This window comes from Janthinobacterium agaricidamnosum, from assembly GCF_003667705.1.
Lineage (GTDB): Bacteria > Pseudomonadota > Gammaproteobacteria > Burkholderiales > Burkholderiaceae_D > Janthinobacterium.
On sequence record NZ_CP033019.1, the window covers coordinates 4,148,342 to 4,167,832 of the forward strand.

A 19,491-nucleotide genomic window follows, 5' to 3' on the forward strand; every position below is an offset into this window, starting at 1 on the left:
TTCCCTCATCAGGAGCGGATCTCCACGATCTTGCCGAAATTGGCGCCAAATTTCTGTTGATACTCAGTCATCTTTTCCATGCGTTCCTGCACCCGCGTGCGGTCCTTGACTTCGCCGGCCAGCTGGCCGCAGGCCGCATCGATATCGTCGCCGCGCGTCTTGCGCACGGTGGTGATGATGCCGCCATCCATCAGCACCTGGGCAAACGCCTTGATGCGCGGGTTTTTCGAGCGGAACAGGCCCGACTCGGGGAACGGGTTGAACGGAATCAGGTTGAACTTGCAGTTCACGCCGAACTCGCGGTCTTGCACCAGCGCCAGCAGTTCGCGCGCGTGCTCGTCGCTGTCGTTGACGCCGTCCAGCATGCAGTATTCGAAGGTGATGAAATCGCGCGGCGCGAATTCCAGGTAGCGCTTGCACGCCGCCATCAATTCCTTCAGCGGGTATTTCTTGTTCAGTGGAATCAGCCCGTCGCGCAAGGCGTCGTTCGAGGCGTGCAGCGAGACGGCCAGGGCCACCGGAACTTCCTGCGACAGCTTGTCCATCATCGGCACCACGCCCGACGTCGACAGGGTCACGCGGCGGCGCGACAGGCCGTAGGCGTTGTCGTCAAGCATCAATTTCAGGGCCGTGACGGTCGGCTCAAAGTTCAGCAGGGGCTCGCCCATGCCCATCATCACCACGTTGGTGATCTGGCGCTCGCCTTTCGGGCCCGGTTCGATGCCCTTGGTGCGGCGCAATTCGAACTCCGCCATCCACAGCTGGCCGATGATTTCGCCGACGCTCAGGTTGCGGTTAAAGCCTTGCTTGCCCGTCGAGCAGAAACGGCAGTTCACGGCGCAGCCGGCCTGGGTCGAGATGCACAGGGTGCCGCGGTTTTCTTCCGGGATGAACACGGTTTCCACGGCATTGCCATTGCCCACGTCGACCAGCCACTTGCGCGTGCCATCCGTCGACGTGTGGTCGCTGATGATGGCAGGGGCGCGCACTTCGGCGCGCGTAGCCAGCTTGTCGCGCAGCGACTTGGCCAGGTCCGTCATGGCGTCGAAGTCGGAGGCGCCGAACTGGTGTATCCAACGTTGCAATTGTTTCGCACGAAACGGTTTCTCTCCCAGCTCGGCGCAGTAGGCGATGAGTTGCGCGGGATCGAGGTCCAGCAAGTTGGTGAGAGTCGTCGTATTCATGATCTTGTCTATTCTAAAAATCCGTCCCCGCGCGCATCAGGGGCAAAGCACCACAGCGCAGCGGGAACAGGGGGTGATAAGTTATTTCACAGATAACGCCAGGAAATAACGTTATCTAAGGCAATTAAGCCTTCAGTTCTGGGAAGAAGTAAGCGATTTCCACTTTAGCAGCTTCGACAGCGTCGGAACCGTGTACGGCGTTAGCGTCGATCGAATCGGCGAAATCGGCGCGGATCGTGCCTTTTTCTGCTTTCTTCGGATCGGTCGCGCCCATCAGGTCACGGTGGGCCAGAACGGCGTTTTCGCCTTCCAGGGCTTGGATCATGACTGGACCGGAAACCATGAAGTCGACCAGATCCTTGAAGAAGCCGCGCTCTTTGTGCGCTGCGTAGAAGCCTTCAGCTTGTTCGCGCGACAGTTGGGTCATGCGTGCTGCAACGATTTTCAGGCCAGCGTTTTCAAAACGGGTGTAGATTTGACCGATTACGTTTTTTGCAACTGCGTCTGGTTTGATGATCGACAGGGTGCGTTCGATTGCCATGTGTGAAAACTCCAATAAAAGTAAGGTTTAAAACGGTAAATTGATAACTCAATCAACCTTTGATTTTACCATACTCCACCCCATATCACCCAGACGGGCAGGGGCATCTTGCCGCCCTGTCCCTGTTTAATGAAATCTTAAGCTGCTTTTTTGGCAAATTCCGGCCCCCATGCTATCCTTGGGTAAAGCAGTAATTTGAATTGACAACACGGAGGCACTATGAATCAGAACATGCAACGCACCTTTGACCTGTCGGGGGGCATGCAGCAAGTCCGCCACCAGGTCTTGCGCAACACTTACTGGCTGCTGGCACTGTCCATGATACCGACCGTGCTGGGCGCCTTCATCGGCGTGCAAATGCATTTGCCGATGCTGACCGGTGGCATGGGCTTCATCATCTTCATGGCCGTCGCATTCGGCTTCATGTACGCGATCGAGAAAACCAAGAACTCGGGCCTCGGCGTCGCCGTCCTGCTGGGCTTTACCTTCTTCATGGGCCTGATGCTCACGCCTATCCTGACGCGCACGCTCGGCTACTCGAACGGCGGCATGCTGATCATGACGGCATTCGGCGGCACGGCCACCATCCTGGCCGTGATGGCGACGATCGCCACGGTGTCGAAGCGCGATTTCTCGGCCATGGGCAAATGGCTGTTCGCCGGCGTGATCGTGCTGATCCTCGCATCGGTGGCGAACATCTTCCTGGGCCTGTCGGCACTGTCGATCGTGATCTCCATGGTCGCCATCGCCATCTTCTCGGCCTACATCCTGTATGACGTGCAGCAAATCATCAACGGCGGCGAGACCAACTACATCTCGGCCACCCTGCGCATCTACCTGGACGTGTACAACATCTTCACCAGCCTGCTCTCCCTTCTGGGCTTCGCTGGCGGTAGCCGCGACTAAGCGCTAACGCAAAAACGCCCAGGGCGGCGTTGCAGTGCTTTGCCCTGAACGTTTTATGCGCTGCGCTTATGCGCCAGAGCATGAAAACAAAAGCCGACCCGCGGGTCGGCTTTTTTACGTCCGTTCAAATTACTTGATCTTCTCCGCCACCTCGAGCAAGCAGGCGCGGGCGCGGTCCAGGGTCGGGTTGTCGCGCTGGGCCGCATACACGGCGTAGGCGGAATGCGAGAATTCTGGCGCGTCGCGCACGCGGTACAGCAAGCCTGCGTCGAGATACGGCTGCGCGCTGCCGATGCGAAAGTAGCTGGCGCCGCCCACTTCCAGCAGGTACACGAGGGCCAGCGGGCCCAGCGAGATCGACACGGGCGGGCTGCTCAGTTCAGGATACGCCGCCTGGTGGTTGGCCGCGAAGCTGGGTCCCCAGTCGACGTACACATAGGTATCGGCCTGCATCTGCCCGTCGGCGCGCGTGGTCACCATCACCAGCTTTTCCTCGGCCAGCAATTCGCTGGCCAGACCCGGGCGCTGCGGCGGGTTGTACAGCACGGCGAGGTCCAGCGAGCCGTCGTGCACGGCGTCGAGCAGGCGCGCGGGACTGTCGACTTCCGCCCGCAGGGCGATCTCGGGGCAGTCGCGGCTCATGCGTATCAGCCAGTCGCCGAGCAGCGGCTGCCACAAACTCAGCTCGCAGCCGATGCTGACGGCGTCATCGCGCCCCGGCGGCAAGGCCACCTGATGGCGCGCCCGCTCCCACACCTGCACCATGGTGGCCGCGTGGCGCATGAAACGCTCGCCGGCCGAGGTCAGGCGCGCGCCCGCCTTGTTGCGCACGAACAATTGGCGCCCCAGCTGCTGCTCCAGCGTGCGGATGCGGGCGCTGACGGCGGTCTGCGTCACGTGCATGCGTTCGGCCGCCATGATGAAGCTGCCGCAGGAAGCCACTTCGAGGAAGGTACGCGCTTGATTGATGTCCATCAAGCCATCATATCAGCTGACGCGCATCTCAACTGACACGCTCGTAGCCACCCAATACGCCCTGCTTCGACAAGACCCACTGCCACAGCTGCAGGTCGCGCGCGCGGAAGGCGCCCGCGCAGGACAGCAAATAATATGACCACATGCGGTGGAAGCGCTCGCCCAGCTGGGCCGCAAACTGCGGCCACGCCTGCTCAAAGTTCGCATGCCAGGCCATCAGGGTCTTGTCATAGTCGGCGCCGAAGTTGTGCAAGTCCTCTGCCACGAACAGGTCATCGATAGCGTCGCCGATCTGGCCGATGGAGGGCAAGTCGCCATTCGGGAAGATGTACTTGTCGATCCATGGATCGCACGCGGAATCGCGCTTGTTCTTGCCGATCGTATGCAGCAGGAACAGGCCGCCGTCTTCCAGGCAGCGGTGCGCCACTTGCATGAAGGTGCGGTGATTCTTGTGCCCCACGTGCTCGAACATGCCGATGCTGACGATGCGGTCGAATTTTTCATCGGTGTCGCGGTAATCCTGCAGGCGGAAGTCCAGGTTTTCTCCGCCCGGCATGCCGCGCGCGTAGGCGACCTGCTCTTGCGAAATCGTCACGCCCACGCATTGCACCTGGTATTTTTCCGCCGCATAGCGCATGAAACTGCCCCAGCCGCAGCCGATGTCGAGCACGCGCATGCCCGGTTCCAGGCGCAGCTTGCGGCAGACCAGATCGAGCTTGGCTTCCTGCGCCTCGGCCAGTTTGCCGGCGTCCTTCCAGTAGCCGCAGGTATAGGTCATGCGCGGATCGAGCATGGCCGCATAGAAGGCGTTGCCCAGGTCGTAGTGCTCCTTGCCCACCATCCACGCGCGTCGCTCCGTCTGCAGGTTGAACAGGCGCGCGTACAGCGCGTGGAAGGCCAGGCGCATGGGGCGCACGTCGTCGGCCACCCTGGCGCGCAGCAGATGGCAAAAGAATTCGTCGAGCTGCTGCGCATCCCAGTCGCCATCCATGTAGGCCTCACCCAGGCCCAGGTTGCCGCTGGCGAAAGCCCGTTCGGGTACGCCCGGTTTGCGCAGCTGCATGTCCCAGGCGGCGCGGCCATTCAAGTGGATATCGGCGCGGGCCAGCAGCTCGGCCGCTTCGCGGGTCAGCCGCGTGTCGAGCTGGAGTTCCGTACTACTTGCCGGTGCTTGCTGTAACTGTGTCATTTGCTGCGTGTTCATGCCCTGCCGCCTCCAGATGGTTGTCGGTGCTGGCGCACGCCGGCAAGTCATTCAGGTGCCCGGCGGCGCACCAGCCATCAAATTATCCGCCCGCCATGACCATCTGGATAATGAAACATCATGGTCATTCATATCAAAATAATTGCTGCAAAATGATTTCAATCAATTATTTTATGGAAATATCTTATACAGGAAGCGCACCGTAGCATGAAAAAAGCCGCCTGTTCGGCGGCCGTTCCCTGCGCGTTCGCGGCAATGCGCAGGCCAATCAAAAGTCGTGATTCGGCGGATACTTGCTGTAAAAATCGTTATCCCATTTGAAGTTGGTAAACGCCACCGTCATCGACACGTCGAGCGCTTCGACGAAATGCCAGCAGCCAACGGGCAAAAACAGGATTTCGCCCGGCGCCAGCACGCATTCGCGCACCTGCACGTCGGCCATCAGCGGATAGCGCTGCAGGTCGATGGCGCGTCCGTCGACGGGCGTAAAACAGTGACGCTGGTTGTACACGCGCGCGACCTCGCAGGCGGCCATGATGCGCAACCGCTTGCGCCCTTTGACTTGCGCCATGAAGTTGTTCGTCAGGTCATGGTGGAACGGCGTCACCGTACCAGCCGGGCCGAACCATAGAAAACCCGTCGGGCCGCCACTCTGCTCCAGGTACTCGGGCAGCTGGCCGATATCGTCCCACAGCTCGCGCAAGGCTTGCCGGTTCTGCGAATTGTTATTTGCCGTCATATAGAAATCATTGGTCGCACCGCTACCCTCGACCAGGCTCGCGTACTCGCCGAACGCCATCTTGCGCTTGTGCGCCACGCTGTTCATTTCATACTGGGCATCCGCTTCGCGGCCGAACTGCACTTCCACTTCACGCTGCGCAAAATGGTCGCGGAAGTAGGCCGGGCTCCACTTGGCCATGGCGGGCCACTCATCCATCATGCCCGTGATGATGACGGGCTGGTTGGTCGAATAGTATTCGTCGAGGAATTCCTGCGCGGAGAGCCTGTCGCGGCGGGGAATCTCGGGCGGGCGCAGCTGGTTCAGCTTGCGCTGGATATCGATCACCCAGTCGCGCTTGGCCAGGCGGTTCGACAGGCGCACGGCGCCGGCCAGGTAGGGACTGTGCAGCGCCAGCTCCACTTCGCGGCGCGCCAGGGTTTCCGTGATGCCGGCCTTTTGCAGCACCGGCATCAGCGCCGACGGGTGGCTGCCCAGCATGAGGTTTTCCGCAATCCAGCTGCGCCACTCGCGGCTCAGTTCCTGTTCCTGTTCCTGTTGCTTGACTCCGAATGCCGATACCGCCGCCATCGCCCGTCTCCTCTTTTTTTATATGAACAAGCGGCCGGGTCGCAATGCCACCCGGCCGCATCCTGCTACGCTAGCACACGGTTAGCGTACCTTCCACACCTCGGTCGCCAGCACGCCATTCGCGTCGCCATCGAGTTCCCACGAGAACGCGCCGCGCAAGCCCTGGTCCTTCACGTATTTCACCTTGGTGCCGATGACGGTCGGATCATCATAGCTCCACCACTGGCCGCCCGCCCCCGTGTACAGGTACAGCTGCTTGGTCACGGGATGGTAGTAGCGCGTGCCGGCTTTGGCGACGAGGATTTTATAGTCCTCGATACCCGACTCGTACGTACCCGGCGCCGTGCCCGTGGCCGCCTGGTACAAGCCATCGCCGTTCGGTCCCGGCGCCACGCCCGTCCAGCCGCGGCCATAGAACGGTATGCCCAGCAGCAGCTTGTCGCGCGGCACGCCGGCGGCAATCATGTACTGCACCGCCTTGTCGCCCACGTATTCGCGCGCCATGCCCGTTGACGGATCGGCAGGGTCGGCAAACAGCTGGGCGTTGAAGTTGGTGCTGTTTTCCCAGCCGCCGTGGAAGTCGTACGTCATCAGGTTGATCCAGTCCATGTACTGCGAGTACAGGGCCGGTTCCGTGTTGTCGATCTTGTCCTTGCCGGCACCGACAGCGGCCGTCAACAGGTAGCGCTTGCCGTTGGCGGCGCCGAGCGCATCGAGCTGGCTGCGGAATTCCGCCATCAGCAAGGTGAAGTTGCGCTTGTCGTTGGGGCTGACCGTGTTGTACGGCTGGCCGCCGCCGACCGGGTATTCCCAGTCGATGTCGATGCCGTCAAAGATGTTGGCCGCCGCACCCACGCCGCCGCGACCGCCCTGCACCGGCAGGTTGCCCTTGATGTAGATATCGATACACGAGCGCACCATCTGCTTGCGCAGCGCATCGGTGGCCGAACCGACGGAGAAGTTCTTCGACCAGCTCCAGCCGCCCAGGGAAATGAACAACTTGAGGTTCGGGTGCGCCGCCTTCAGCTTTTTCAGCTGCAGGAAGTTGCCCGACAATGGAGCGTCCCACGGAATGGCCTGGCCATCGACGGTGCGCTTCGGCGTGCGGATGTAGTCGGCCTCTGCATCGCCGCCCGTGCCCGCGTCCGGCGAATTCGGATTCGTCGCGCCCGGCTCCGTCTTGGTGATCATGCCGCATTCGTAGCCGCCGTTTTTCGGATAGATATTGCCGAAGGCATAGTTAATGAAGGTCAACTTGTCGGCCACGCCGCTGGAATGCACGTTCGCCACCTCATAGTCGCGGCCATATACGCCCCATTGGGCGAAATAGGAACCGACTTCGCGGCCGGTTGGTGTCGGCGTTGGCGTCGGCGTCGGGGTAGGTGTCGGGGTTGGCGTTGGAGTCGGCGTTGGAGTCGGCGTTGGAGTCGGTGTCGGCGTTGGCGTCGGGGTTGGCGTCGGCGTGGTGCTGCAGATTTCCAGGCTGGTCCACGGCTTGCCCGTGCCGGCAGCGCCGCTGCTGGTCGACGGGTTGTCGCCCTGCGTCCAGTAGTTGGCGCGGTAATTCGTGCCCGCATAGCTGACGGTGGCGCCCGCGCTGTAGGCCGTGCCGGCTGCCCATGCCAATGCGCAGGTGCCGCCGGTTGGTGTCGGCGTCGGAGTGGGTGTCGGGGTTGGATTCGGCGTCGGGGTGGGCGTCGGGGTTGGCGTGGGAGTCGGTGTCGGGGTCGGCGTAGGAGTTGGCGTAGTTCCGCCATCGCACGTGCCGCCGGCGCTCCACAGGCTAGGCGTGGAAACGGGGTTCCAGCCCGAGCCCACGTGGTCGGTCTGCGTCACCAGGGCCGTGTAATTGGCGCCCAGGTAAGTGACCACCGTGCCCGCGTTGTACGTGCCGCCCTCTTGCCACGGCACGCAGGCGACCACCGTGCTGGCCGCCAGCAATTGCGAGCCAGCCGGCGCGCTGGCATCGCCGCCACCGCCGCAAGCCGCCAGCACGCCACCGCTGGCCAGACATATCATCATGTTCCTGATCGTTTTTTTGAGTATTAAATTTTCCACGCTGTCTCCTGTTCAGGTTTGCGGAAATACCACTCTGCTTCGATAAAAAGCTACCCTGTGATTTTGTTTTTCTGCAGTTGCAAGAACAGCATGCTGCTGAAAAAATAGGCGGTCAAGTGGTTTTGAAGTGGCCTCGAAGTGGGCAATACCACTTCGCACAAAAAGCGCAGCGGCTTATGCGAACGGCGTGTTGTCCTACTGGACAATCAAAAAACGGCAGAGGGAGGATGAAAAAAGACGCTGGATCGGGAAAAGACAGACCAGTTTTTTAATACGCTGTAAGTGGTATTGCTGTTGCTTGCTACGCCGTTGAATACGGCAGCGGCGGGTGCCTGCAAAGCCACCCGCCGAGCCAGGCAGAATTATTGAGGCAAATCAAACACTGCCATGGATTCCACGTGCGAGGTATGCGGGAACATATTCACCACGCCCGCCTTGCTCAATACATAACCCGCTTCCAGCGCCAGGATGCCGGCGTCGCGCGCCAGGGTCGACGGGCTGCACGACACATACACGATACGCTTGGGCAGCAGGTCCGGACGCACTTGCGACAGGCCGACAAGCGCCTGGCACAGGGCCATGGCGCCATCGCGGGGTGGGTCGACGAGGATGCGATCAAACCGGCCCAGCGCGATCAGGTCGTCCGTCGTCACTTCGAACAGGTTACGCGTCGAGAACGAGGTTTTTTCCGCCAGGCCATTGGCCAGCGCGTTTTCCAGCGCCCGCTCCGTCAGGGTGGTGCTGCCTTCAATACCGAGCACTTCGCTGCCTTGCGTGGCCAGCGGCAACGTAAAATTGCCCAGGCCGCAGAACAGGTCGGCCACGCGGTCGGTCGGCTGCACTTCCAGCAAACGCAGGGCTTTCGATACCAGCACGCGGTTGATGTGGTGGTTCACTTGCGTAAAATCAACAGGCTTGAACGGCATCTTGACGCCGAATTCCGGCAGCAGGTAGTGCAATTGCTTGTCCAGCGGATAGAACGGCACGGCCGTTTCCGGGCCCTTCACCTGCAGCCACCATTGCACGCCGTACTCGTCGGCAAAAGCCTTCAATTTCGTTTCATCGTCCGCCGTCAATGGCGCCATGATGCGCAAGACCATGGCGGTGACATCTTCGCCGACAGCCAGCTCGATCTGCGGCATCTGGTCGAAGATCGACAGCGACGCAATCAAGCCGCGCAGCGGCAGCAGCATGGCCGAGATGTGCGGCGGCAGGATTTCACAGCTATCCATGTCGGCGACAAACGCCGATTTCTTTTCGTGGAAGCCCACCAGCACGGCATCTTTCTTCTTGACGTGGCGCACGGACAGGCGCGCGCGGTAGCGGTAGCCCCAGGTCGGACCATACATGGGGCGCATGATGCTTTGCGGACGTACCTTGCCGATATGCCACAGGTTGTCTTCCAGCACGCGCTGCTTGATCGCCACCTGCGCTGATGGTTCCAGGTGCTGCATCGAGCAGCCGCCGCAATTGTCGAAATGCTTGCACTTGGGCGTCACGCGCATGGACGATTCGCGGTGCAGCGCCGTCATGCGGGCCATTTCCCAGTTTTTCTTCTTCTTGAACGTCACAAAGCTGACGCGCTCGCCTGGCAGCGCGCCTTCGACAAACACGACCTTGCCCGGCGAGCCGTCTTCGTTCTCAATATGGCCAACGCCACGGGCGTCCATGTCGAGCGATTTGATTTCGATGATATTTTCTTGCATAGCGATCAATAGGTAAGAGTGGGCCAGGACGCAGGGCCGCGCTGGAACTTGCAAACAATGGGGGAAAGGTCAGGCGCCGCGAGCGGGGCGTATGATAGCAGATGCAGCCCCGGAAATACCGGGACCGGGCGTCCTAGAGCAGAGAGTCGCGCACGACGCCGCGCGCGGCCATAGCCCGTTTGAGTTTAATCAACGCTTCCTGCTGGATCTGGCGCACGCGCTCGCGCGTCACGCCCATTTCCTCGGCCAGGGTTTCCAGTGTGGCCGGATCGTCGTTGTCGAGGCCGAAACGGCGCATGATGACGACCCGTTGCTTGTCGGGCAGCTTGGTCAGCCAGTCGCGCACCAGCACCGTCATTTCATGGTGTTCCGCGCGCGCGTCGGGGCTGTCTTCGCTGGCGCCCGGTAACATGTCCATCAGCGACGACTGCGGATCGTTGTCGAGCGGCGCGTCGAGCGATGTGGCGTGCTCGGACAGGGCCAGGATATCCTGCACCTCTTCCACGGGACGGCCCACGAGGTGAGCGATATCTTCCGCAGTGGCATCCTTGCCGTCGTGGTGCTGGGCTTCCAGGTGGTATTTGCCGCGCAAGATTTGATTCAGTTCGCGCACCATGTGCACGGGCAGGCGCACCGTGCGCGCCTGGTTCATGATGGCGCGCTCGATGCTCTGGCGTATCCACCAGGTGGCGTAGGTAGAGAAACGGAAACCGCGCTCGGGCTCGAACTTGTCGATGGCGCGCATCAGGCCGATGTTGCCCTCCTCGATCATGTCGAGCAGGACCACGCCGCGGTTGATGTAATGCTTGGCGATCGACACAACGAGGCGCAGGTTGTGCTCGATCATGGTTTGCCGGGCTTCGAAATTGCCCTGCTTGGCCAGGGTGGCGTAATGCACTTCTTGCGCCGCCGTCAGCAGGGGCCGCGTGCCGATCTGGTTCAGATAGTGCTGCGTGGTATCGGTCGACAGCTCGGCCGCCAGCACCTTTTTCAATTCATCGACACTTTCGACCACCACGCTGACGCTGGCTACCTCGCCGCCCTCGCCCGCGTCGACGGCGTCAATGCCGTCGAGCTCGCCGGTATCGTCCGTCACGACTTCATCCGCCCCGTCTTCCGGCAGTTCCGGGTCATCGTCCAGCTGATCGTGCGGCGCGTGTGTCATTGCTTTACCTAACGGTTAGGCAGGAATTTCGAAGGGTCGACAGGCTTGCCCTGCTGGCGAATTTCAAAGTGCAGCTTCACGCGGTCGGCATCGGAATCGCCCATTTCAGCGATGGCCTGGCCTTTGTTGACGTTCTGCCCTTCCTTCACCAGGATGCTGCGGTTATGCGCATATGCCGACAATAAACTATTACTGTGCTTCACGATGACAAGATTACCATAACCACGGATTCCGCTCCCGGCATACATGACTTTTCCCGCGCCGGCGGCCACCACTTGCTGGCCCGCCTTGCCGGCGATATCGACGCCCTTGTTCTTGCCTTCGTCAAAAGTGCCGATGACCTTGCCTTCGGAAGGCCACATCCAGCTGATCCTGTCGTCGCCAGGCGCCGATGCGGCAGGGGCTGCAGCGGCGGCGGCCGGTGCGGCGGCGACAGTTGCTGCCGGCCCGGGCGCCGGCTTGGCGTCGCCGGTGCCGCCATCGGCGCGCAGCTCGGCCAGGGTGGCGTCGGAATACGCGCGCTTCTCGCCGCGCGGGCCCGTTTTCTTCGGCACGGCAGGCGCGGCCGGCTTGATTTCCGTCGACGGCGGCATCACGACGGCCGACGTTTGCGCGCCGCCTGTCTCGCCAGTCGGCGGCAGCACGCGCAACACCTGGTCGACCTTGATGTCGTTTGGATTGCTCAAGTCGTTCCAGGCCACCAGGTCGCGGTAATTCTGGCCGTGCTCGAGGGCGATGCGCAACAGGGTGTCGCCGCGCTTGACCGTGTAATAGGCCGGATCGCGGTCGCGCGGATCGCTGGCGGCGGCACTGCTGCTCGATGGATGGCGCTCAACGACGGGTGCCTGGACGCCCGTCGTGCCGCAACCGCTCAACAGCGCGGCCAAGGTGATGCTACATAGAAGTATGTTACTTTTCTTAATCATTCGCATGTAATTATATGTCCTGCTTGCTAGCTGATCCGGGGATCATATGGTGCCCGGGCGCAAAGGCACGAAATGGCAATCTTCCAGGGTTTGGCTAGTCCATTCCATTTTCCCCACCCGGGTAATGAGTTGTAAGTGTTGCAATTTAGCCCCCACCGGCGCAACCAGACGCCCGCCGGGCGCCAGCTGTTCCAGCAAGGCTTGCGGGACTTCCAGGCCGGCTGCGGCAAGGATGATCCCGTCGAAGGGCGCCGCCTGCGGCAGGCCAAGCATACCATCTCCGTACTGCAAGCGCAGATTCGACACGCGCAGCGGGCGCAAATTGGCCTTCGCCAGCTCGTGCAGGGGCCGGATGCGCTCGATCGAATACACCTCCTTCGCCACCAGCGACAGCACCGCCGCCTGGTAGCCGCAACCCGTGCCGATTTCCAGCACGCGCTGCAAGCTGCCGCCCTGGCGCATCATCTCGATCATGCGCGCGACGATATACGGCTGCGAGATGGTCTGGTGGTGGCCGATGGGCAAGGAGGCGTCGATGTAGGCTTGCGACGCCAGCGCCTCGTCCATGAACAGGTGGCGCGGCACGGCTTGCAGGGCGTCGAGCACCACCTGGTCCTTGACGCCCTGCTTCGCCACGCGGGCCACCATGGCCCGGCGCACGGCCTCCGAGACGAGCGGGTTTTGCCGCGGCGGCGACACCACGGCCGGCTGCGCCCGCTCATTGGCGATGGCTTGCGCGCGCGACGGCGCGATGGCCGCGTGCGCGCCATACGGCTGCGCCACGCCGCGCGCCGCGTTTTGCGCCGCATTCTGCGTGGCCGTCTGCGGCGTGGCGATCCTGGACTGGGCCAGCGACTGCCCCCCGCCCTGCCTGGCGGGCTTGCCGGCCAGCGAATCGAGGGAAAGGGGGAAGGTGCGCGGCTTGTCAGTCATAGTGAGCGGTCATGCCAGGCCTTTCGCCAGTGCATCGAGTTGGGTGGTATGGGTCAGGTCGATCTGCAGCGGCGTGATCGATACTTGTCCATGTTCAACGGCGTAAAAGTCCGTGCCCGGGCCGCCTTCCTTGGCCGCGCCGGCGGGGCCGATCCAGAAGATTTCACGGCCACGCGGGTCGAGCGCGCGGATCACGGGCTCGGCCGAATGACGCTTGCCCAGGCGCGTGGCCGCCATGCCTTGCAATTGCTCGTAAGGAATGGCGGGGATATTCACGTTCAGCAAATACGGTTTCTGCAGGGCGTCGAACTGGCGCTCGACGATTTCCCGCGCCACGCGGGCGGCCGCGTCCAGGTTGGCCCAGCCGAACTGCGACTGGGAAAAGGCGATGGCGGGAATGCCGAACAGATAGCCTTCGGTGGCGGCGGCCACAGTGCCCGAGTACAGGGTGTCGTCGCCCATGTTGGGGCCATTGTTGATACCGGACACCACCAGGTCGGGACGTTCGATGAGCATGCCCGTCAACGCCACGTGCACGCAGTCGGTGGGCGTGCCGTTGACAAAATAAAAGCCGTTGGCAGCCTTGTGCACGGACAAAGGCCGGTCCAGCGACAGCGAATTGGACGCGCCCGAACGGTTGCTGTCGGGCGCCACCACCACGATGTCGGCAATGGGCGCGAGCGCGTCGGCCAGGGCCGCCAGGCCTGGCGCCAGGTAACCGTCGTCGTTACTGATAAGGATTCTCATAACGAGATTTTACCTGAAGCAATGCCCACACTGCGCATGCCGCACGCCGATAGGCAGCATTTTTTGTGCCGCCGCGCGAACCTGGCGCGCAAGCTCAGCGCTGCTCGATGCGCGCCTCCGACAGCGCCCCTTCCAGCGCCTGCACCTCATCCTCCTGCAAGGCCAGCAAGGCATTCAGGTCGCCTTGCAACTTGTACATTCTTTTCAGCTGCGCCATGCCGCGCCTGCGCAGCTTGCCCGGCACGCCCGGGCGCAGCAGGCAGGACTTCAAATGTTCGGCCAGTTCGCCCGCCTGCGCATACTGTTCCCGTTCGATCATGCCTTGCAACATCGAGATCATGCTGGCCAGGGTGTCCGGCTCGGCCGCATCCTGTTCGTTGGCGCGGCCGGCCAGGATGGTTTCCTGCAAATGCCGCGCACCGTCGAGCACGCTGTCCGCATGCCCCGTGACGGGCGCATTCAAGAGCCGGTCGCTGCCGCTGAGCACGGCGTCTTCCAGCAGGCGCGCCGCCTCGCTGTCGCCCTGCTGCTGCAGGGTGCCGGCCAGTTGCTTCTTGCTGTGCAAGGTATCGAGGTGGTCTTCGCCCAGCAGGCGCGCATGCACTTCCAGCACCTGCTCCTGCACGCTGCGCGCCGCATCGAGTTCACCGCGCCGCAGCAGCGCCTCGGCCAGCTTGCGTTGGCTCATCAAGGTTTCCGGATGATCGAGCCCGCGCGTGCGCTCGCGCGCCGCCACCTGGTCTTCATGCAGCTGGCGCGCGCCGGCCCAGTCACCCTGCCCGGCCACGATATCGGCCAGCAAGTCGCGCGTGGACAGGGTGGTCGCATGGTCGCTGCCCAGGCGCCGCTCCTGCACCCGCAGCACGGCGGCGAGCAGGCGCCGCGCACCCTCCAGATCGCCTTCGCGTCCCAGCACCTGCGCCAGGGCCAGCTTGCTGCGCAAGGTATCGCCATGCTCGGCGCCAAACAGGCGCTCGCGCGCCGCCACCACCGTGCCCAGCAATTGCCGCGCCTGCGCCAGCCTGCCCATGCGCAGCAAGGTGGCGGCGCGGCCATCCATCGCATCCAGGGTCAGCGGATGCTCGCCGCCCAGCTGGCGCACATAGGTGGCCAGCACCGTATCCTGCAGCAGCAGCGCCGCCGCCAGCTCGCCCTGCAGCAACAGGGTTTTCGCCAGGCAAGCCCGGGCGGCCAGGGTATCGGGATGCTCGCTGCCCAGCACGCGCTCGCGCACGTCGAGCACGTCTTCTTCCAGGAAGCGCGCTTCATCGAGCTTGCCCAGCTGGCGCAGCAGGCGTGCCATGCCGCTCTTGCACGCCAGGCTGTCGGGATGCTCCTCGCCCAGCAGGCGCACGCGGATCTCGACGCTCTGGCGAAAGGCGTCGAGCGCCTGCGCGCTGCGTCCATCCTTGCGGTACAGCTCGCCCAGACGGGCCAGATCGCGCGCCAGCGGCAGGGCCACGGCGCGGCCCGGTTCCAGCTGCAAGGCCTGGCGCGCTTCGCTGATGGCGCCCAGCAAGGCGATTTCGCGGCTCGACTGCCAGGGGAAATAGCCGCCCGTCAGCCAGTGCAAAAAGGCTTCGAAGGTGCGCGTGAGGGAAAAGCGGTCGCCGCCCTGGTCGATGCGCACGGCCAGCTGCTCGCCATAGGCAAAGGTTTTCGTCTGCTGCAGCTGGACTTCGTCGAAATAGCTGTCGAGGGCGATCTGCGGCAAGCCGTAGGACGTGCGCAGCAGGCGCTCGAACATGGGCTGAAAACCGGCGATGCCCTTGTGTGCGTCGCCGCGGCGCCACTCGGCACGCTGCGCCCCGTCGCCCATTTCTATGCGCGACGGCAAGGGGTACACGAGCAGCGGACGCTGTTCATCTTCATGGCTGCGGCGGTACTCGATGGCCCGCGTGACGAGCGCGTCGACGCCTTCCAGGCTTTGCCGGTTCGGCGTGAAGACCACCACCAGCTTTTTCGGCAGCAAGGTGGTGCAGATGCCGGCGCTGTCGGTGCGCCCCGTGCGCGAATCGACGAGCACATAGCGGAAATGCTGGGCCAGGGTATCGGCAAAGCAGCGGAACAGGGCCGGGCAGCTGTCGAACAGCTGGTCCCAGCGCATCTGCGCCAGGCGCTCGCTGTAGCTGGCGTCGAAGCGCCCCGCGCGCATCAGGTACAGGGGACTGCCCTGGTCGACGCGCACCACGTACTGCTGCCAGTCGATGGCGTCGAGCACGCGCTGGGCCAGCGCCGCGTCCTCGCGGCCCCCATCTTCGCGCCCACCGGCCTGCCCGCCAGCGCGCGCGCCCGCCGTTTCCAGGCTGATACGCTCGATCTGCTGGCGGCACGCCTCGAAGAACTCGAGCACGCCCGGCCGCTCCTCGTGCTGCTCGAAATAATGGTGCAGGCCCGGCGCTTCCATGTCCCAGTCCAGCATCAGCACGGGCACGCTGGCGTTTTCACGGCGCGCCAGCAGGACGGCGATGTTCGACAGAGCCATGGTGCGGCCGGTGCCGCCCTTGTAGGAATAGAAGGTGACGACTTCGCCAGGGGCGCTCAAAGGTGGCAGGGAGAGGCGTTGGCATTCCATGACGGGACCTTTTACGTGATTAACGTGGAAAGTGGGGAGGCGGAATGGCGCGCCATTCCGGTGGAATATCGGGCAACACGAAACGGCTGCAATCGTGGCCGGGCGGTGTTGACCGCTTGAGCAAGTGGTAATGCGTGGCGATGCGCTGCACGATGCGTTCGATGTCGGGCAGGTATTGCGGATTCGACTTCAGGTCGCCGCTGGCCAGCGTATAGCCGGAAAAATCGACGTACAGACCCGACTCCGTGATTTGCGGCGGCAAGCCGTCCGGATGGCGCGTCATGATGATGGGAATGATCAGGTGGCTGGGCAGCTCATACCAGGCGCGGCGCTCCTGTTCGATCAGCTGCATGGCGGCAAATTCGCGCCGCGTATAGCCATGCGCTTCATATTTCGGCGTGTACAGCACGATCATGCAGACGCTCTGGCACATGGCGCGCGCCACGCGCTGGTCGATATCGTCGCCGCCGCCCAGTTGCTCGCTGTCGATGAACAGGACTTCCTCGCGGTCGAGGTGCGGCTCCAGATAGCACGCCAGCGCCTCGATGAGGTCATTCTTGAACTTGTTCATGAACGCATATTGGCCGTGTGCATAACTCAAGAAACAGCCGTAGCGGATCTCCATGGCATCCCCCTGTTCCCCGTGCGGCCCTGCCATCGCCGCGCCTCATCCTGCAAGGCATGAGCTCACTGTAGACTGCCCGGCAACAAGACTGTTTGCGCTGGCACAAAGATGTGTCTGGCGTCCTGGACACGCGTCACAATGCCAGAAAATGGCGTGATCGCGCCGCTTTCCGGCATGCCAGGCGCGCAGGCACGCAGCGCGCGAAAAACGCTACTCGCTTGATAACAAAGGGAAATAAGCCGGCGCACGGATGGCGCCGGCAAGCAAGGCTAGGCGCCCTTGGCGGGCAGGTTGCGGAAGAACTCCACCACTTCAGCCGTGTCGCGCGTGCGCTTGAACGGCGGCAGGCTTTGCCAGATGCGCTTGCCGTATGGCTTGGAGATGAGGCGCGGATCGCAAATCATCAGCACGCCCCGGTCGCCCTCGTCGCGGATCAGCCGGCCCGCGCCCTGCTTCAGGTTGATGATGGCTTCCGGCAGCGAGTGGTGCATGAAGCCATTCTTGCCCTGCTTTTCCATCACTTCGATGCGCGCGGCCAGCACCGGGTCGTCCGGCGGCGCGAACGGCAGCTTGTCGATGATCACCAGGGACAAGGCATCGCCGCGCACGTCGACGCCTTCCCAGAAGCTCTGGCTACCGATCAGCACGCCATTGCCGGCCGCGCGGAACTGATCGAGCAATTCCGTGCGGCCCCTTTCTCCCTGCACGAACAGGGGAAAGTTCAGGCCGCGCTGCTTGAATTCGTCGGCCAGGCGCTCGGCGGCCCGCTTGACGGCGCGCAAGGTAGTGCACAGGAAGAAGGTGCGCCCGCCCGCCGCCTCGATGATGGGCAGGGCGCAGTCGATGACGGCATCCGTGTAGCCCAGCGCGTTCGGTTGCGGCAGGTTTTGCGGCACGAACAGCAAGCCTTGCTGGCCATAGTCGAACGGACTCGGCCACGTATGCGACGGTTCGCCCGTCAAGCCCATCTGTTCGGAAAAATGCTTGAAATCGTTCTTCACGGCCAGGGTGGCCGACGTGAAAATCCAGCTGCGCGGCGTGCCTTCGCGCTGGTTGTTGAAGATCGGCGCGATCGACAATGGCGTTTTATGCAACTGCAAAGAGCTGGAAAACGCTTCCACCCAGAACACGGCTTCTTCGCCGGCCGCCACTTTCGCCTTCGGATCAAACTTCCAGCCGCTCAGCTGCTGCGCCAGTTCGACGCCGCGCACACGGCACTGCTCCAGCGTCTCCGCCCGTTCCGCCTGCGTTTCCAGCACGGCCACCATGCCGTCAAGCTCATCTTTGAGGGTGTCGAGCGCGGGGAAAAAGTCGCTCGACGGGGCGATCTGCGGCAGGGACAGGCGCACGATATCCTGCGGGAACGTCAAACGCAGGTCGCGCGCCGCCTTTTCCACCACGGTGACGGTCTTGGCCCAGTCGATGCCGCGCGCGTGCGCGAGCCCCTCGGCCAGCACGTCGCGGCACAGTTCCAGGATTTGCGAGGTCGACACTGTGTTACCGAAGAACAAAGTGGCCGTATCGGGCAGCTGGTGCGCCTCATCGAAGATGATGGTATTGGCCGAAGGCAGCAATTCCGCCACGCCCGTGTCTTTCAGGGCCACGTCGGCAAAGAACAAATGGTGGTTGACCACCACCACGTCGGCCTGCTGCGCTTCCTTGCGGGCCTTCATGACGAAGCAATCCTGGTAATACTGGCACTCGGCACCCATGCAGGTGTCGCGCGTGGACGTCACCAGGTTCCAGATCATGGCGTTTTCCGGCACCTTGGTCAGTTCGGCCTTGTCGCCGGAGCTGGTCATCTTGATGAAGCGCGAAATTTCGCGCAGATGGCCCACGTCGTCGCGCGAGGTCATGCGCCCGTTCTGCAGCGTGCGTTCCAGGTGATAGTGGCAGACGTAGTTCGAGCGACCCTTCAGCAGGGCGACGGAGACGGGCGCCTGCAGCGCGGCGCGCACGGTGGGGATATCGCGCAGGAACAATTGATCCTGCAAGTTCTTGGTGCCGGTGGAAACAATAGTCTTGCCGCCCCACATCAGGGCCGGTACCAGGTAGGCGAAGGTCTTGCCGGTACCCGTGCCCGCCTCGGCGATCAGGGTCGTCTGGCTGTCGATGGCGCTGGCGATGGCCTTGGCCATGTCCGTTTGCGAACGGCGCGGCTTGTAGCTGCCCACGGCCGGACCGAGCGGGCCGCCGGCGCCAAACAGGCGCTCGATGTCGGCATCGTGCTTGCCAGGCGCCGCCTGTGGTTCGGCCGGCGGACTGGCTTGCAGATCGGTCGGCTGGCCATCTGGGTTTACTGGCAATAAATTGTGATCGGTCAAAATATACTTAGGTGAAGGCTGGACTGGACGCTACTGGCGCCCCTCAGGCGGGAACGTCGGGCACCAACTGCATTTTCAGCAAGGTGATGTGATCCTTCAATTGCAATTTGCGCTTTTTCAGGCGGCGCAGCTGCAGCTCATCATGGTGGCCATCGAGTATCAGCAACTCGATGACGGCATCGAGGTCGCGGTGCTCCACGTTGAGTTCAATCAGGCGCCGCTCTATTTGCTGTGCATCGCTCATGTGTTGCGTTCCAGGCAGTGTTGGTAACAGTGTTGGGAAACCGGCGCGGCGCGCGCAGGCAGCCATGGT

At 62.7% G+C, this 19,491-nt stretch carries 16 protein-coding genes; 1 reads left to right on the top strand and 15 read right to left on the bottom strand.

Annotated elements, in window-relative coordinates; genetic code table 11:
* Positions 1–8: 8 nt before the first annotated feature.
* Positions 9–1,184, bottom strand: a complete 1,176-nt coding sequence (gene rlmN / locus D9M09_RS18815) for a 23S rRNA (adenine(2503)-C(2))-methyltransferase RlmN (protein WP_034752035.1) — start codon at positions 1,182–1,184, stop codon at positions 9–11.
* Positions 1,185–1,308: 124 nt separating this feature from the next.
* Complete coding sequence (gene ndk, locus D9M09_RS18820; protein WP_070223377.1) at positions 1,309–1,725, bottom strand: nucleoside-diphosphate kinase; 417 nt, start codon at positions 1,723–1,725, stop codon at positions 1,309–1,311.
* A gap of 219 nt (positions 1,726–1,944) precedes the next feature.
* Here ndk and D9M09_RS18825 point away from each other — a divergent pair, with 219 nt between their 5' ends.
* Complete coding sequence (locus tag D9M09_RS18825; RefSeq protein WP_034752039.1) at positions 1,945–2,631, top strand: Bax inhibitor-1/YccA family protein; 687 nt, start codon at positions 1,945–1,947, stop codon at positions 2,629–2,631.
* Positions 2,632–2,760: 129 nt separating this feature from the next.
* Here the strand turns inward: D9M09_RS18825 and D9M09_RS18830 are convergent, their stop codons facing one another.
* From D9M09_RS18830 to D9M09_RS18890, 13 genes are all read right to left on the bottom strand, one after another.
* Positions 2,761–3,606, bottom strand: a complete 846-nt coding sequence (locus D9M09_RS18830; RefSeq protein ID WP_070292234.1) for a LysR family transcriptional regulator — start codon at positions 3,604–3,606, stop codon at positions 2,761–2,763.
* Between the two features lie 28 nt (positions 3,607–3,634).
* A complete protein-coding gene (gene cfa, locus D9M09_RS18835; RefSeq protein WP_121671151.1) occupies positions 3,635–4,795 on the bottom strand; it encodes a cyclopropane fatty acyl phospholipid synthase in 1,161 nt (386 codons plus the stop codon).
* A 283-nt stretch (positions 4,796–5,078) separates the two neighbouring features.
* Positions 5,079–6,119, bottom strand: coding sequence for a cupin-like domain-containing protein (locus D9M09_RS18840; protein WP_121670119.1), 1,041 nt, complete (start codon positions 6,117–6,119; stop codon positions 5,079–5,081).
* Between the two features lie 81 nt (positions 6,120–6,200).
* The gene (locus tag D9M09_RS18845) at positions 6,201–8,141 is read right to left on the bottom strand and encodes a glycosyl hydrolase family 18 protein (protein WP_276208644.1); all 1,941 of its coding nucleotides are present in this window, start codon (positions 8,139–8,141) and stop codon (positions 6,201–6,203) included.
* 398 nt (positions 8,142–8,539) lie between these two features.
* Positions 8,540–9,883, bottom strand: coding sequence for a 23S rRNA (uracil(1939)-C(5))-methyltransferase RlmD (gene rlmD / locus D9M09_RS18850; protein WP_121670121.1), 1,344 nt, complete (start codon positions 9,881–9,883; stop codon positions 8,540–8,542).
* 133 nt (positions 9,884–10,016) lie between these two features.
* Entirely contained in the window at positions 10,017–11,048 is a 1,032-nt protein-coding gene (gene rpoS, locus D9M09_RS18855; protein WP_070290598.1) for an RNA polymerase sigma factor RpoS, read from the bottom strand.
* A gap of 8 nt (positions 11,049–11,056) precedes the next feature.
* A complete protein-coding gene (locus tag D9M09_RS18860; RefSeq protein WP_121670122.1) occupies positions 11,057–11,974 on the bottom strand; it encodes a peptidoglycan DD-metalloendopeptidase family protein in 918 nt (305 codons plus the stop codon).
* 42 nt (positions 11,975–12,016) lie between these two features.
* Positions 12,017–12,907 carry a protein-L-isoaspartate(D-aspartate) O-methyltransferase gene (locus D9M09_RS18865; RefSeq protein ID WP_121670123.1) on the bottom strand — a complete coding sequence of 297 codons (891 nt, stop codon included), beginning with the start codon at positions 12,905–12,907 and terminating at the stop codon, positions 12,017–12,019.
* A 9-nt stretch (positions 12,908–12,916) separates the two neighbouring features.
* A complete protein-coding gene (gene surE, locus D9M09_RS18870) occupies positions 12,917–13,654 on the bottom strand; it encodes a 5'/3'-nucleotidase SurE (protein ID WP_121670124.1) in 738 nt (245 codons plus the stop codon).
* Positions 13,655–13,748: 94 nt separating this feature from the next.
* Positions 13,749–16,229: a tetratricopeptide repeat protein gene (locus tag D9M09_RS18875; protein ID WP_121670125.1), complete on the bottom strand. Its 2,481-nt coding sequence runs from the start codon at positions 16,227–16,229 to the stop codon at positions 13,749–13,751.
* A 19-nt stretch (positions 16,230–16,248) separates the two neighbouring features.
* Positions 16,249–16,854 carry a toll/interleukin-1 receptor domain-containing protein gene (locus tag D9M09_RS18880; RefSeq protein WP_070219201.1) on the bottom strand — a complete coding sequence of 202 codons (606 nt, stop codon included), beginning with the start codon at positions 16,852–16,854 and terminating at the stop codon, positions 16,249–16,251.
* A gap of 269 nt (positions 16,855–17,123) precedes the next feature.
* Complete coding sequence (locus D9M09_RS18885; RefSeq protein WP_430886674.1) at positions 17,124–19,160, bottom strand: ATP-dependent DNA helicase; 2,037 nt, start codon at positions 19,158–19,160, stop codon at positions 17,124–17,126.
* 61 nt (positions 19,161–19,221) lie between these two features.
* Positions 19,222–19,422 carry a YdcH family protein gene (locus D9M09_RS18890; protein WP_034752051.1) on the bottom strand — a complete coding sequence of 67 codons (201 nt, stop codon included), beginning with the start codon at positions 19,420–19,422 and terminating at the stop codon, positions 19,222–19,224.
* Positions 19,423–19,491: the final 69 nt, after the last annotated feature.

What these genes read in the sequence shown, in the direction of transcription:
- rlmN (WP_034752035.1), bottom strand. Translation starts at nt 1,184, where the DNA reads ATGAATACGACGACTCTCACCAACTTGCTGGACCTCGATCCCGCGCAA.
- D9M09_RS18890 (WP_034752051.1), bottom strand. Translation starts at nt 19,422, where the DNA reads ATGAGCGATGCACAGCAAATAGAGCGGCGCCTGATTGAACTCAACGTG.
- ndk (WP_070223377.1), bottom strand. Translation starts at nt 1,725, where the DNA reads ATGGCAATCGAACGCACCCTGTCGATCATCAAACCAGACGCAGTTGCA.
- surE (WP_121670124.1), bottom strand. Translation starts at nt 13,654, where the DNA reads ATGAGAATCCTTATCAGTAACGACGACGGTTACCTGGCGCCAGGCCTG.
- D9M09_RS18845 (WP_276208644.1), bottom strand. Translation starts at nt 8,141, where the DNA reads ATGATGATATGTCTGGCCAGCGGTGGCGTGCTGGCGGCTTGCGGCGGT.
- rlmD (WP_121670121.1), bottom strand. Translation starts at nt 9,883, where the DNA reads ATGCAAGAAAATATCATCGAAATCAAATCGCTCGACATGGACGCCCGT.
- D9M09_RS18840 (WP_121670119.1), bottom strand. Translation starts at nt 6,119, where the DNA reads ATGGCGGCGGTATCGGCATTCGGAGTCAAGCAACAGGAACAGGAACAG.
- cfa (WP_121671151.1), bottom strand. Translation starts at nt 4,795, where the DNA reads ATGACACAGTTACAGCAAGCACCGGCAAGTAGTACGGAACTCCAGCTC.
- rpoS (WP_070290598.1), bottom strand. Translation starts at nt 11,048, where the DNA reads ATGACACACGCGCCGCACGATCAGCTGGACGATGACCCGGAACTGCCG.
- D9M09_RS18825 (WP_034752039.1), top strand. Translation starts at nt 1,945, where the DNA reads ATGAATCAGAACATGCAACGCACCTTTGACCTGTCGGGGGGCATGCAG.
- D9M09_RS18830 (WP_070292234.1), bottom strand. Translation starts at nt 3,606, where the DNA reads ATGGACATCAATCAAGCGCGTACCTTCCTCGAAGTGGCTTCCTGCGGC.
- D9M09_RS18880 (WP_070219201.1), bottom strand. Translation starts at nt 16,854, where the DNA reads ATGGAGATCCGCTACGGCTGTTTCTTGAGTTATGCACACGGCCAATAT.
- D9M09_RS18865 (WP_121670123.1), bottom strand. Translation starts at nt 12,907, where the DNA reads ATGACTGACAAGCCGCGCACCTTCCCCCTTTCCCTCGATTCGCTGGCC.
- D9M09_RS18875 (WP_121670125.1), bottom strand. Translation starts at nt 16,229, where the DNA reads ATGGAATGCCAACGCCTCTCCCTGCCACCTTTGAGCGCCCCTGGCGAA.
- D9M09_RS18860 (WP_121670122.1), bottom strand. Translation starts at nt 11,974, where the DNA reads ATGATTAAGAAAAGTAACATACTTCTATGTAGCATCACCTTGGCCGCG.